This window comes from Phyllobacterium sp. T2-21 (assembly GCF_055378485.1).
The window spans coordinates 586,288-598,849 of record NZ_AP027912.1; the positions used below are offsets into that span (position 1 = coordinate 586,288).

A 12,562-nucleotide genomic window follows, 5' to 3' on the forward strand; every position below is an offset into this window, starting at 1 on the left:
CGCCATCCGGGGGAACCCGGATGGCGCGCAATTATGAGGTATCCAATGCTGCTGGCGTCATCGCCATTCCAGGAAATCCGTCTTGACCGCATGAGCCGCGCCTTCGGTTCGCACAATGCGTTGAAGGACGTGTCGCTTTCCATCCGCAAGGGCGAGTTCATCGCTTTGCTCGGCCCTTCCGGCTGCGGCAAATCCACCGCGCTCAATTGCATCGCCGGCCTGCTCGCCACGACGGGCGGCGGCATATTCATCGATGACAAGCGCATCGACACGCTGAAACCCGAGGATCGCGGTTTCGGCATGGTGTTCCAGAACTATGCGCTGTTTCCGCACATGACGGTGCGCCAGAACATCGGCTTCGGCCTGAAGATGCGCAATGTCGCCAAAGCTGAAGCCGACAAACGGGTCGAGGAAGCGCTCAATCTGGTGCGCCTGCAGGGTCAGGGACATAAACTGCCGGGCCAGCTCTCCGGCGGCCAGCAGCAGCGTGTGGCCATCGCCCGTGCCATCGTCATCGAGCCGCCGCTGGTGCTGATGGATGAGCCCCTGTCCAATCTGGATGCCAAACTGCGGCTGGAGATGCGTGCCGAAATCCGCCGCATCCACAACCAGCTCGGGGCAACGACGATCTACGTCACCCACGATCAGGACGAGGCCCTGTCGCTGGCCGACCGTATCGTTGTCCTGCGCGATGGCGAAATCCGGCAGGTGGGGGCGCCGAGCGATCTCTATGAACGGCCGGATCATCTCGATGTCGCCGAGTTCATGGGCTACCGCAACCTGCTGACCGGAAAGGTTGTCTCTGTCGACGGCGCGCGCGTCAGCGTTTCCGTGGGCAAAGCCACGCTCAGCGGCACCGCGCGCGACAGTCTGAAAATCGGTGACGCGGCCGTCGTCGCTGCCCGCGCCGACGATGTGGAAGCAGGCCAGCGCTCGGAACACACGGTGGAAGCCGTGGTCGAGACCATCGAATATCGCGGCCGTGAATTTGTCGGCACGGCCCGCACCGTCGAAGGGCTGGAACTGGTGTTCCACGCGCCGCAGACGGCGGCGCTCGGCAGTTCCATCTGGCTCGCAATCGATCCGGCGCGTGCGCTGGCCTTCGCCGCGTGAGGCCCGGCATGGCTGTCTCCGCTCCCCCCGTCTATAACCGGTTGTCGCTGCGCCAGCGCCTCGCCCTGCGCGGCATTGACGGCGTGACGATCCTCGTTCTCCCGGCCGTGCTGTTCCTGCTGGCCGTGTTTGTCTATCCGTTCATTTACGGGCTGGTCCTGTCCTTCACGCCGAAGGAAGGCGGGATGTTTGCCAACTACCAGAAATTCTTCTCCGATCCCTTCCTCTACGACACCATCCTGACCACGCTCTGGCTCGCCGTTCCCGTGACGGTCATCAGCATCGCCCTGGCGCTGCCCATTGCCTTCCGCGTGCGCCTGATGACCCGCCAGCGGCTGCTGACGACCATTCTGGTTCTCCCCGTGACGCTTGGCACGGTGCTCGTTGCCGAAGGGCTTCTCAACTATCTGGGGCCGCAGGGCTGGTTCAGCCGGACGCTGATGCTGTTCGGGATGATCGACCGGCCGTTGAAGCTCACCAACAATTACTGGGGTGTGTTTTCCTCGCTGATCATCACCGGCTTTCCCTTCACCTTCCTGTTGACCCTGTCCTACGTCACCGGCATCGATCCGGCGCTGGAACAGGCGGCGGCGACGCACGGCGCTAGGAGCTGGCAGCGCTTCCGTTTTGTCCTGCTGCCGCTGCTGATACCGGGTTTGGCCATCGCGTTCTGCCTGTCCTTCGTGCAGGCCTTCGCGGTGTTCCCGTCGGCGGTGCTGCTCGGCGCTCCGGCTGGCCCGACCCGCGTCATCTCCATCGCCGCCTATCAGGCGGCCTTCGAGCAGTATGATTATTCCATGGCCTCGGCCATCGCCATGATCATGGCAACCGTACAGCTCACCATCGTCGTGGCGATCCTTGCCATTCGCAATCTCTTCTATCGCGGCTCGACCGCCGGCGGAAAGGGCTGACCATGATCCGCGATACAACCATTGGCGCAAAGCTTTGGATCACCGCCGTCTGGGTGGTGGTCGGCTTCTTCATCGTCAACCTCTTGGCGATGATCGCAACCGTGATCATCTCCTCCTTCGGAACCCGCTGGCTCGGCACGTGGCTGCCGGCCGGCTGGACGACGAAATGGTATTTTACCGCCTGGGCCGAATTCCAGCTCAGCGACGTCCTGATCGTTACGTTCCAGATCGTCTTCACGGTCGTCGCCCTGTCCGGCCTGCTCGGGGTCACGGCGGCCTATGCGCTGGCGCGGCGCGAATTTCCGGGCAAGAAGCTCATCATGCTGCTGTTCCTGCTGCCGCTGCTGGTGCCGCCGATCACCTTCGGCATTCCGCTGGCAACCGTTCTCTATCAGGCGGGGGTCGGCGGTACGTTCTGGGGCGTGGTTCTCGCCAACCTGGTGCCGACGGTTCCCTTCGTCATCCTGGTGATGATTCCGTTCATCGAGCAGATCGATCCCAAGGTGGAGGCGGCGGCCCGTGTCTTCGGCGCCGGCACGTTCCGTCTGTTCCTGCACGTGCTCATGCCGATGCTGCTGCCGGGTATTCTCGCCTCGCTGCTGCTGGTTCTCGTGCGCACGGTGGCGATGTTCGAGCTGACCTTCCTCACGGCGGGCCCGACAAGCCAGACACTGGTCGTCGCGCTGTACTATTCGGTCTTCGCATCCGGCGTGCGCGCCGTGCAGTCGATCGATGCCATGGCGGTGGTCTACATGGTGACGACGCTGGTCTGGCTGCTCATCGCGCTGCGCTTCGTCAATCCGACGCAGATCGTCGCCCGGGCCAAGCAGCAGCAATCGGCAGCGTGATCATGGTCTGAATATGAAAACGGGAGCCATCGGCTCCCGTTTCGGATTACATCGTCGCGCCGATCTGCCACGGCACGAATTCCGCGTCGCCATAGCCAAGCAGTTCGGACTTGCTGCGCTCGCCCGAGGCCACCCGCAGCACCTGCTCGAAGATTTCGCGGCCCTTGTCCTCGATCGACACGCCGTCGAGCACATCGCCGCAATTGATGTCCATGTCCTCGATCATCTGGGTATACATCGGGGTGTTGGTGGCAAGCTTGATCGACGGCGTCGGCTTGCAGCCATAGGCCGAACCGCGCCCGGTGGTGAAGCAGAGGATGTTGGCGCCGCCCGCCACCTGTCCCGTGGCGGAGACGGGATCGTAGCCGGGTGTGTCCATGAACACGAGGCCGCGCGCCGTCACCGGTTCGGCGTAGCCATAGACCGCCTCCAGCGGCGTGGTGCCCGACTTGGCGACCGCACCCAGCGATTTTTCCAGAATGGTGGTCAATCCGCCCGCCTTGTTGCCGGGGGAGGGATTGTTGTTCATCTCCATCCTGTTGCGGGCGGTGTAATCCTCCCACCAGGCAATGATGGATTGCAGCCGCGTCACCGCTTCCGGGTTGGAGGCGCGTTCGATCAAAAGATGCTCGGCCCCATAGATCTCCGGCGTTTCCGACAGGATGGCGGTGCCGCCCTGCTTGACCAGAAGGTCGACCGCCGCGCCAAGTGCCGGATTGGCGGTGATGCCGGAATAGCCGTCCGACCCGCCGCACTGCAGCGCCAGCATCAGTTCCGATGCCGGGATGGTCTCGCGCTTCACATTGGCCGCGGTCGGCAGCATGTCGCGCACGGCGGCAATGCCCGCTTCCATGGTCTTGCGCGTGCCGCCCACTTCCTGAATGGTCAGGCTGCGGAACGTATCGCTTTCAACGATGTTGTAGGCTTCCTTCCAGCGGCCGATCTGGAATCCTTCGCAGCCAAGGCCGACCATCAGCACGGCGGCGATGTTCGGGTTGGTGGCATAGCCCCACTGGGTGCGCTTGAGCACCTCGTAGCCTTCGCCCTTGACGTCGAGCGCACAACCGCCGCCATGCACCAGCGGAATGATGCCGTCGATCATCGGGTAGTCATCGAGTATCCCCGAGCGCTGCACCGCTTCGGCGATGAAGCGGGCGACCGATGCTGAACAGTTGACCGAGGTCAAAACGCCGATGTAGTTGCGGGTGCCCGCGCGGCCATTGGCCCGGCGGAAACCCTGGAATGTCGCCTGCTGCTCAACCGGCAGAATGCCGCCCGCATGGGTTTCGTGGCTGCTGTCCGGCTGGCGGGCAAAGCTGCTGAAATCGAGATTGTGTTCGTGCACCCATTCGCCCGGGGCAATGGGTTTCGACGCCGAGCCGATGATCTGGCCGAATTTGCGCACAGGTTCCCCCAGCGCAATGGGCTTTGATGCAAGTTTATGGCCGCGCGGCACGCGGTCTTTGACGGTCACGTCCTCCACGTGCTGTCCGGCCTGAAAGGCATCCACCGCCACCACCACATTGTCGGAGGTGTGCAGGCGCAGATGGCGTGGGGATGTAAGCGTGTCCATAAAAGTCTCCTGAGTGAACTGATATATTAATTCGCCGGACGAGAGGTTGCAATGTGTCAAGGTGACCACAAAGCACCCGATTTTCAGAAACCGACGCCGCCGATACCCGTCACGCCGCGCAGATAGAGGGCAAGCATGATCAAGGCGAGCGTGACGCCGATGCCAGTCCAGTCGATGTGCTTCGTGCGGATGCTGTTGACGATGCTGTAGATCAGGAACAGGACGAGAATGAGCAGTGCGAGAATGATGACAAGCCGGATCATGCGTTGATACTCCGCTGAAACCTTTGCGGCCAGTGTACCGCATGCCGGCGATCTTGCGAAAACAGATTTGCAGGGAATACAGCGTGCGCCTGCGGGCGCCGGAATGCCGTCACGCAGGCTGCTGCTGGGTCGTGCAGTGGATGCCGCCACCGCCGGCGGCGATCGCATCGATGTTGAGCTGCACGATCTGGCGTCCCGGCAGGACATCCAGCAACGCGTCACGGCAGAAGCGGTCAGCCTTCGCATCGCCGAATTCAGGAGCGATGACAGCGCCGTTGCACAAGTAGAAGTTGATATAGCCCGCTGCGAATTCCTTGTTCTCGAACTGCGGCCGCACGCTGCCGGGGCCGGGAATGACGACCACCTGCAATTTCTGCCCCGAGCTGTCGGTCGCTTCCTTGAGCAGTTCAAGGTGCCGCTTGGTCACCGCGTGATCATAGGACATCGGATCAGTGTCGAGGCCGGCAACGACGACACCCGGACTGACGAAACGGGCATAAAAATCCGTATGGCCATCGGTGATGTCCTTGCCCTTGATGCCCGGTAGCCAGATGATCTTCTTCAGTCCGAGAAGGCGTCCGAGCTCCTCCTCACACTGTTCCCTGCTCACGCCGGGATTGCGGTTCTTGTTCAAAACGCAGCTCTCGGTGATGATTGCCGTGCCCTTGCCATCGACTTCGATGCCGCCGCCCTCCAGTATCAGCCTGGTGCGCAGTGTCTCCACCTTCGTCTTGCCGGTGACAAATTCCGCAACTTCCGCGTCGCCGCCGTGTTCCTGCTTGTTGCCCCAGCCGTTGAAGTTGAAGTCAACCCCGGCCAGCTGGCCGGCGCTGTTCTTGACGAACACCGGTCCGGTGTCGCGCATCCACAGATCATCGATTTCCTGCACGAACAATGTCACCGCATCGCCGCACAGGCGCTCGGCCGTCTCCCGGTCTTCCGCCCGCACAAGCATGTTCACCGGTTCGTGCGCGGAGATGGCCTTGGCGATCGTCGCAAGGTTGTTCTGCGCGCCGCGCTGGAGTTTCTTGCCCCATACGTCTTCACTGGGCCCAAACGCCATCCACGTCGCCCTATGCGGATCGCCTTCGTCGGGCATGTGCCAGCTGTTGTCGGCGGCAAATGCCATGGTTGCGCCTCTGCCGATCATTCCGGTGAATCCGATAGCGACGGCCGCTTTCAATAGGTTGCGACGGACTGCCATGTTTATCCCCTTCGGTTCCATTCACACTGTCAGACCGCGTCTATCAGGGCCATGTGTGGCCTTTTGGTGATGCGGATGAGGGCGGTTGCCGAAGCATCATGAACGTAGGTGAACGATAGACAAGAAAAAACCCCGGAAAACCGGGGCTTTTCTGATCATCCATGGACGTTGGCGTACGTCGGACGAATGGGAAATGGTGCCCAGAAGAGGACTCGAACCTCCACGCCTTGCGGCACACGGACCTGAACCGTGCGCGTCTACCAATTCCGCCATCTGGGCAGCGGGGTCTCATGTAAGGGGCGGGCGGAACTCTGTCAATCCATTTGTCGGGTATTTATCGACCTATTCTCATTCCGTTGCGCTTGTTGCGGCAAAGACCGGCAAATAAGGGTGAAAAGACCAGCACAAACAACAAACCCGCACCGGTGTTCCGGCGCGGGTTCATGCGAATCACGGGGAAACAGCGGCCGATCAGGCGGTCAGGATTTCCTTGGATGCGACCGTCGAATCAGCGTTGAGCTTGTAGATGATCGGAACGCCCGTCGCCAGTTCCTGCGCAATGATCTCTTCGCTGGTCAGACCTTCCAGCGCCATGATGAGGGCGCGCAGCGAATTGCCGTGCGCGGCCACCAGAACCGTCTCGCCGCGCAGCACATGCGGCTGCACGTCGTGCAGGTAGTAGGGCCAGACACGGGCGCCCGTATCGCGCAGGCTCTCGCCGCCGGGCGGCGGAACGTCGTAGGAGCGGCGCCAGATATGCACCTGGTCCTCGCCCCACTTGGCGCGCGCATCGTCCTTGTTGAGGCCGGAAAGGTCGCCATAGTCGCGTTCGTTCAGCGCCTGGTCGCGGATCGTCTCGAGCGCCGGCTGGCCAACCTCGTCAAGGATGTGCTGCAGGGTCACCTGGGCGCGCGACAGAACGGATGTGTAGGCGATGTCGAAATGCAGGCCCTTCGCCTTCAGCCGCTGGCCCGCGGCCTTGGCTTCGCTGTGGCCAAGCTCGGTCAGGCCCGGATCGCGCCAGCCGGTAAACAGATTCTTCAAATTCCATTCGCTCTGGCCATGACGGACAAGGACGAGGGTTCCGGACATTGCAATACTCCTGTTGAACGGGAAAAGTCAGGTGTTGAGGCCAAGCACGTCGAGCATGGAATAGAGGCCCGGCTTGCGGCCCTTGCCCCAGAGCGCCGCCTTGACGGCGCCGCGGGCAAAAATCGTGCGGTCTTCCGCGTGGTGGGACAGGGTGATCCGCTCGCCCGGTCCGGCAAGGATGACCGAATGATCGCCAACGACGGAACCGCCGCGCAGCGAGGCAAAGCCGATCGTGCCGTCTTCGCGCGGACCGGTATGCCCGTCCCGCACGCGCACGCTGTGATCGGCCAGCGAAACATTGCGGCCTGCGACGGCCGCCTCGCCCAAAAGCAATGCCGTGCCGGACGGGGCATCGACCTTGTGCTTGTGGTGCATTTCCAGAATCTCGATGTCGAAATCATCCGCGCCCAGCGCCCTGGCGGCCTGCTTGACCAGCACGCCGAGGAGATTGACGCCGAGGCTCATATTGCCCGATTTGATCACGGCCGCATGCCGCGCCGCCGCACGGATCTTGGCATCATCATCAGGCGAACAGCCTGTTGTGCCGATCACGTGGACGATGCGCGCCTGGGCGGCGAGTTCGGCAAAGGCGACCGTCGCGGCCGGAGCGGTGAAATCAAGCACGCCTTCAACCCCGACAAAGACCGACAGCGCGTCGTCGGTGACGGGGATGCCGAGATGGCCGACCCCGGCGAGTTCGCCCGCATCGAGGCCGATATGCGGTGAACCGGGGCGCTCGATCGCACCGGCAAGCACGGCCCCGTCGATGGCCTGGATCGCGCGGATCAGCGTCTGGCCCATGCGGCCGCCGGCACCGACAACTGCAAGCTTCATTTCCGATGTCCCGCTCATTCGGCTGTTCCTGTCACTGGTGCTGGCTGCATGTCATTGTCGTCGATGATGGTCGACTCTTCCTTGCCCTGCAACTGATAGAAGCGCGCATAGATGCCGTTCGGTACCCCGAGCAGGGTTTCGTGCACGCCTTCCTCGACGATGCGGCCCGCCTCCATGACGACGATATGGTCGGCATTGACGATGGTCGACAGGCGATGGGCGATGACGATGGTCGTGCGGCCCTGCATCACGTGTTCCAGCGCCTGCTGCACGCGCTTTTCCGATTCATTATCGAGGGCCGAGGTGGCCTCGTCGAGCAGGAGAATGGACGCGTTGCGGACAAGGGCGCGGGCAATGGAAAGACGCTGGCGCTGGCCGCCGGAAAGGGTCGCGCCGTTTTCGCCGACCTCGGTGCCGTAGCTCTGCGGCTGCAGGCGGATGAATTCGTCGGCATTGGCAAGTTTTGCCGCCTCGATCACCTCTTCGTCGGTGGCATCGGGACGCCCGTAGCGGATGTTGTCGGCAATGGTGCCCTCGAACAGATAGGGCTGCTGCGAGACATAGGCGATGGACTGGCGCAGGGATTTCTTGCTGACATAGGCAATGTCCTGCCCGTCGATGAGAATGCGGCCGCTGTCGATGTCGTAGAAGCGCTGGATGAGGCCGATCAGGGTCGATTTTCCCGCCCCGGAAGCGCCGATGATGGCCGTGGTCTTGCCGGCTTCGGCGGTAAAGCTGATGCCGTGCAGCACGGGCACGTCGTTGCCGTAGCTGAAGCGCACATTGTCGAACTGGACTTCGCCTGTCGGGACGGTAATGGGCACGGCGCCGATGCTGTCCGCCTGACGCGGCTCCACATCGAGAATCTCGAAGAACATGCGCGCATTGACCAGGGATCGCTCCAGACCTACCTGAACGCGCGCCAGGCGCCGAACGGGGTCATAGGCCAATAGTACGGCGGTCATGAAACCGAACATGGCACCGGGCGGCTCCATGTTGATGACGGCGCGGTAGCCGGTGTAGATGATCATCGATCCGATGGCGATGCCGGCAATCAGCTCGGTAATCGGCGTCGTGCGCTCGGAAACGCGCGCAATCTTGTTCGCCCGCTCTTCGGCGCGGGTGATCAGGTGGCTGATCTTGTTGCGCAACTGGTCTTCCATCGTGAACGCCTTCACGATGGCGATGCCCTGTGTCGCCTCCTGCATGGCGCCGAGGAGATGCGAATTCACCTGCACCGATTCACGATGGATGCTGCGCAGCCGCTTGGCCAGATAGCGCACGGTCAAAATCACCGGCGGTCCGATCAGCAATGCAAACAGCGACAGGAGCGGATCGAGGATGACCATGGTGCTCACCAGGGCAATCAGCGTTGGAATGTCCTTGCCGACCGTCGTCACGGTGATGTCCATGAGCTCGCGAACCCCGGCAACGTTCTGGTTGATCCGCGCGGCAAGCTGGGCCGACCGCGTATCGTGATAGAAATCGAGGCCGAGCTTCATCAGGTGATCGAAAATGCGATGCTGGTAGCGCGCGATGATATTGTTGCCGATCTTCGCCATGACGACCGACTGGGTGTAAGTCGCGACACCACGGATGACGAAGGCAGCCAGAATGCCGAAGCTGATCGGGAGGATCAGATCCTCGCGCCGCTCGTAGTAGATCTTGTTGATCACGTCCTTGAAGATATAGGCCACGAACGCCGTGGTGAGTGCAACAGCCAGCATCGCGGCAAGGGCGATGGCATAGGATGATCTGTGGTCCCGAAGATTTTCGCTCAAAACACGCCCGATGACACGGCGCGCTTCGTTCGGATCGATTTTCTTCTTCTTGGTCTGATCATTCATGACGGACGGCAACTCGTTCGTATCAAGCGTTCAGGCAACGGTTTCGAGTGGTCGCGCCCTTCTTCAAGCTGACCCTATAACCTTATTGATCCGCCTTGCCTATCGGTTTTGGCCATCGTCGTGAACGGACAGGGCGGGTGTTGCCCTTCTGTCTCCGCGAAAAGTCTAATCCTTGCGCCAGCGGCGGCCCTCGGTTGCCACGCCAAAGCGGGTCGGCGTGCGTGAGAAGGCGGACAGCCCGCTGAGTGCCGCAAGCGGATGCGTGATGATATAGACCGGCGTCTCGGTCAGGATCTGGCGATGCGGTGCCTTGTCTTCGAAAGCCTCACGGAAAGACGGGTGTTTCAGCGGCTCCACGATTTTCTGGACGATGCCGCCGGCGAGATAGACACCGCCGCGCGCCATGAAGGTCAGCGCAAAGTCACCGGCAAGACGGCCGAGATAGGTGACGAACAGCGACAGGGTTTCCTTTGCCTCGGCGGATTCGCCGGAAAGGCCGGCCGCGGTGATGTCGGCAGGGCTCTGCAGCGTGGCCGGCGTTCCGGCAACCCTGCAGATCGCGCGGTAAATGTTCTGCAGGCCGCGGCCGCACAACAGCTGTTCGCCGGAAATGCGTCCCTCGATGTGTTCGATGTGCGGGAAGAGCTCGAGATCGCGCGCCGTGCGCGGGCCGATGTCCACATGGCCGCCTTCACCCGGTACGGGAACCCAGCTGTTGCGCGAGCGCACCATGCCGGCAACGCCAAGGCCGGTGCCGGGTCCGAGAACCGCACGGCTGCCATGCGGGTCTCCGGCGCCGCCGCCCAGTTTTTCCAGATGCTTGGGTTCCAGCGAGACGACGGCCAGCGCCTGCGCCTCGAAATCGTTGAGCACGGTGATGTCGGAAAGACCGAGCGTTTCCATCATCTGGCGCGGCTTGACCACCCAGGCGCAGTTGGTCAGGTCGATCTCGTCGCCTTCCACCGGCCCGGCAATGGCCAGGACCGCGGAGCGCGGCTGGATCGATGTATGGTCGAGGATGGCGTTCTGGATGGCCTCGTCGATGGTCTCGAAATCAGCCGTCTGGATGATGGGGAACTCTTTCGGTTCCGCATAGGCATCGACAAGAATGGCGAAACGCGCATTGGTGCCACCGATATCTCCAACCAGGATCGGAAATTTCATGATGCAATCGGTGTCTGCAGAAGTAACCATAAATTCCGTCCCCAATCTCAATCGTGCTGCGTCATGCTTAACCGTCAATCGGCGCGCAGCAAACCCTTCTTTTGTACAAGAACCTCGGCGGTTGCCCGGTTCAAGGCCATAGGAATGTCATAGACGATGCCGAGCCGCATCAGCGCCTTCACGTCCACGTCGTGCGGCATGGGCGACAGCGGGTCGACAAAGAAAATCAGACCATCGATCAGGCCTTCGGCAATGAGCGCACCGATCTGCTGGTCACCGCCGAGCGGGCCGCTTTTGACCCGCGTGATCTGCAGCGACGGGCAGGACTCCATGATCAGTCCGCCGGTGGTTCCGGTGGCGACGATGGTGCAGGGCGCGAGCAGGCTCTCATAGGCGCGCGCGAAAGCCACCATGTCATCCTTTTTCTGGTCATGGGCGATCAGTGCGAGGCGAAAAGGCTGCTGCATCAAGAACTGCTCTGGTCTTAGTCTTAAATCGATTGAAACCCTATACTCAATTCGCGCCCGCCTGAAAAGACCGCAGACAAAAAAGACCTGAACCGGTGCTGCCTTGCCACTATCGCCGCCCGGCCTGCATGCCGGCCGGCGGCGGTCCGGATGTCTATTTCGTCTTTATCCGCTGCTTGGGCAGGGGTACGGCCGATGGCTGGTCCGGCACGACCGCCGGGACATCGCTGCCCGCCGCGGCTTTTGCCCCGAGCCCATAGGTGACCTGATCCACCGATTGCGGTCCCGGCGCATCCAGGATCTGCGCGCAGGCCTTCGGCAGGTCCGACAGCATCATGATCTTGGGCTTGACCGGCTTCTCCGGTTCGGGTGCCCTGCGCCATGGCTCGTCGGTGAACCACCAGGCCAGCGATTTGTCACAACCGTCGGATGTGCCGATGGGCTCCTGCGGCTTGCAGTTGGGCGAGCCGGGCTGACATTTGATGCGGACATGGAAGTGATAGAAGTGTCCCCAATAGGGGCGGATCTTGGCCATCCAGCTGCGATCGCCCTGCACGGTCTCGCAGAGTTTTTTCTTGATGCCCGGATGAACGAAGATGCGCTCCACTTCGTCATAGCTCGCGGCCCGTTTCAAAAGCGCCGCATGGGCGGGCGTCCATCTGTCCGGGTCGACATAAAGCGTGTCACCCTTCAGCATGGACTTCGCTTCCACCTTTTCGCGCTGGTCGTTGGTGAAGCGGTAATTGGGCATGGGTGTGAGCCAGATATCCGCATCGAGACCGACCTGATGCGAGGCGTGGCCTGTCAGCATCGGGCCGCCGCGCGGCTGCGAGATGTCGCCGACCAGCAGACCCGGCCAGCCGTCCTTGGCGGCGGCGTCATGCGACAGCCGCTCCAGCAGGGCGATCATGCGGGGATGCCCCCAATTGCGGTTGCGCGACAGGCGCATGACCTGCCAGGTCGGGCCGTTGACCGGCAGCGCCACGCCGCCTGCAAGGCAGCCCTTGGCATAAAATCCCGTCGATTGCGCGGTGCCGAGCGTCGGCAGCCTGACCGCGCCGAAGAGCTGTTTGGCCGGACCGTCCTCGGCAAAAGCGGTCGTCGCTGCGGAAAAAGACAGGAGCGCCGTTAGTGCAAGACGCATCAGGGTTCTTGATTTCATGACCACTGTCCACCAAACGAGAGGCAATTCCCGCAAGTTTGCGGCGGGAATCCGGGCTTTATGATGGCCAGATTCGCGCGAAAG

12 protein-coding genes and 1 tRNA gene are annotated in these 12,562 nt (G+C 62.1%); 3 read left to right on the forward strand and 10 right to left on the reverse strand.

The annotated features are described in order from the left end of the window. Positions 1–45: 45 nt before the first annotated feature. From ACZ5FP_RS02950 to ACZ5FP_RS02960, 3 genes are read left to right on the forward strand one after another with little or no spacing between them, the layout of a single operon-like run. Entirely contained in the window at positions 46–1,113 is a 1,068-nt protein-coding gene (locus ACZ5FP_RS02950) for an ABC transporter ATP-binding protein (RefSeq protein WP_464662043.1), read from the forward strand. Positions 1,114–1,121: 8 nt separating this feature from the next. Beyond that, positions 1,122–2,024, forward strand: a complete 903-nt coding sequence (locus ACZ5FP_RS02955; RefSeq protein ID WP_464662045.1) for an ABC transporter permease — start codon at positions 1,122–1,124, stop codon at positions 2,022–2,024. A gap of 2 nt (positions 2,025–2,026) precedes the next feature. After that, positions 2,027–2,872, forward strand: a complete 846-nt coding sequence (locus ACZ5FP_RS02960) for an ABC transporter permease (protein WP_464662047.1) — start codon at positions 2,027–2,029, stop codon at positions 2,870–2,872. 46 nt (positions 2,873–2,918) lie between these two features. On the opposite strand, the gene ACZ5FP_RS02965 is transcribed toward ACZ5FP_RS02960, so the two are convergent. The 10 genes from ACZ5FP_RS02965 to mepA form a co-directional block, all read right to left on the reverse strand. Next, positions 2,919–4,445 (reverse strand): UxaA family hydrolase, encoded by a 1,527-nt coding sequence (locus ACZ5FP_RS02965; protein WP_464662049.1) that lies wholly within the window; start codon positions 4,443–4,445, stop codon positions 2,919–2,921. An 83-nt stretch (positions 4,446–4,528) separates the two neighbouring features. Beyond that, positions 4,529–4,708: a hypothetical protein gene (locus ACZ5FP_RS02970; protein ID WP_288191847.1), complete on the reverse strand. Its 180-nt coding sequence runs from the start codon at positions 4,706–4,708 to the stop codon at positions 4,529–4,531. Positions 4,709–4,817: 109 nt separating this feature from the next. After that, entirely contained in the window at positions 4,818–5,912 is a 1,095-nt protein-coding gene (locus ACZ5FP_RS02975) for an agmatine deiminase family protein (RefSeq protein ID WP_464662051.1), read from the reverse strand. Between the two features lie 194 nt (positions 5,913–6,106). After that, positions 6,107–6,191 (reverse strand) — tRNA-Leu (locus tag ACZ5FP_RS02980). Between the two features lie 192 nt (positions 6,192–6,383). Then, complete coding sequence (locus ACZ5FP_RS02985; protein ID WP_223614016.1) at positions 6,384–7,004, reverse strand: 2,3-bisphosphoglycerate-dependent phosphoglycerate mutase; 621 nt, start codon at positions 7,002–7,004, stop codon at positions 6,384–6,386. A gap of 27 nt (positions 7,005–7,031) precedes the next feature. Further along, positions 7,032–7,856, reverse strand: a complete 825-nt coding sequence (gene dapB / locus ACZ5FP_RS02990; protein ID WP_464662053.1) for a 4-hydroxy-tetrahydrodipicolinate reductase — start codon at positions 7,854–7,856, stop codon at positions 7,032–7,034. Continuing rightward, positions 7,853–9,685 (reverse strand): ABC transporter ATP-binding protein, encoded by a 1,833-nt coding sequence (locus ACZ5FP_RS02995; RefSeq protein ID WP_464662054.1) that lies wholly within the window; start codon positions 9,683–9,685, stop codon positions 7,853–7,855. Before ACZ5FP_RS02995 ends, dapB begins: the two co-directional genes overlap by 4 nt. A gap of 165 nt (positions 9,686–9,850) precedes the next feature. Beyond that, positions 9,851–10,879, reverse strand: coding sequence for a glucokinase (locus ACZ5FP_RS03000; protein ID WP_464662056.1), 1,029 nt, complete (start codon positions 10,877–10,879; stop codon positions 9,851–9,853). Between the two features lie 44 nt (positions 10,880–10,923). Beyond that, positions 10,924–11,316, reverse strand: a complete 393-nt coding sequence (locus ACZ5FP_RS03005; RefSeq protein WP_464662058.1) for a methylglyoxal synthase — start codon at positions 11,314–11,316, stop codon at positions 10,924–10,926. A 154-nt stretch (positions 11,317–11,470) separates the two neighbouring features. Then, positions 11,471–12,460 carry a penicillin-insensitive murein endopeptidase gene (gene mepA, locus ACZ5FP_RS03010; protein WP_464663150.1) on the reverse strand — a complete coding sequence of 330 codons (990 nt, stop codon included), beginning with the start codon at positions 12,458–12,460 and terminating at the stop codon, positions 11,471–11,473. Positions 12,461–12,562 lie beyond the last annotated feature (102 nt).

What these genes read in the sequence shown, in the direction of transcription:
- ACZ5FP_RS02960 (WP_464662047.1), top strand. Translation starts at nt 2,027, where the DNA reads ATGATCCGCGATACAACCATTGGCGCAAAGCTTTGGATCACCGCCGTC.
- mepA (WP_464663150.1), bottom strand. Translation starts at nt 12,460, where the DNA reads ATGCGTCTTGCACTAACGGCGCTCCTGTCTTTTTCCGCAGCGACGACC.
- ACZ5FP_RS02970 (WP_288191847.1), bottom strand. Translation starts at nt 4,708, where the DNA reads ATGATCCGGCTTGTCATCATTCTCGCACTGCTCATTCTCGTCCTGTTC.
- ACZ5FP_RS02950 (WP_464662043.1), top strand. Translation starts at nt 46, where the DNA reads ATGCTGCTGGCGTCATCGCCATTCCAGGAAATCCGTCTTGACCGCATG.
- ACZ5FP_RS02975 (WP_464662051.1), bottom strand. Translation starts at nt 5,912, where the DNA reads ATGGCAGTCCGTCGCAACCTATTGAAAGCGGCCGTCGCTATCGGATTC.
- ACZ5FP_RS02985 (WP_223614016.1), bottom strand. Translation starts at nt 7,004, where the DNA reads ATGTCCGGAACCCTCGTCCTTGTCCGTCATGGCCAGAGCGAATGGAAT.
- ACZ5FP_RS02965 (WP_464662049.1), bottom strand. Translation starts at nt 4,445, where the DNA reads ATGGACACGCTTACATCCCCACGCCATCTGCGCCTGCACACCTCCGAC.
- ACZ5FP_RS03005 (WP_464662058.1), bottom strand. Translation starts at nt 11,316, where the DNA reads ATGCAGCAGCCTTTTCGCCTCGCACTGATCGCCCATGACCAGAAAAAG.
- dapB (WP_464662053.1), bottom strand. Translation starts at nt 7,856, where the DNA reads ATGAGCGGGACATCGGAAATGAAGCTTGCAGTTGTCGGTGCCGGCGGC.
- ACZ5FP_RS02995 (WP_464662054.1), bottom strand. Translation starts at nt 9,685, where the DNA reads ATGAATGATCAGACCAAGAAGAAGAAAATCGATCCGAACGAAGCGCGC.
- ACZ5FP_RS02955 (WP_464662045.1), top strand. Translation starts at nt 1,122, where the DNA reads ATGGCTGTCTCCGCTCCCCCCGTCTATAACCGGTTGTCGCTGCGCCAG.
- ACZ5FP_RS03000 (WP_464662056.1), bottom strand. Translation starts at nt 10,879, where the DNA reads ATGGTTACTTCTGCAGACACCGATTGCATCATGAAATTTCCGATCCTG.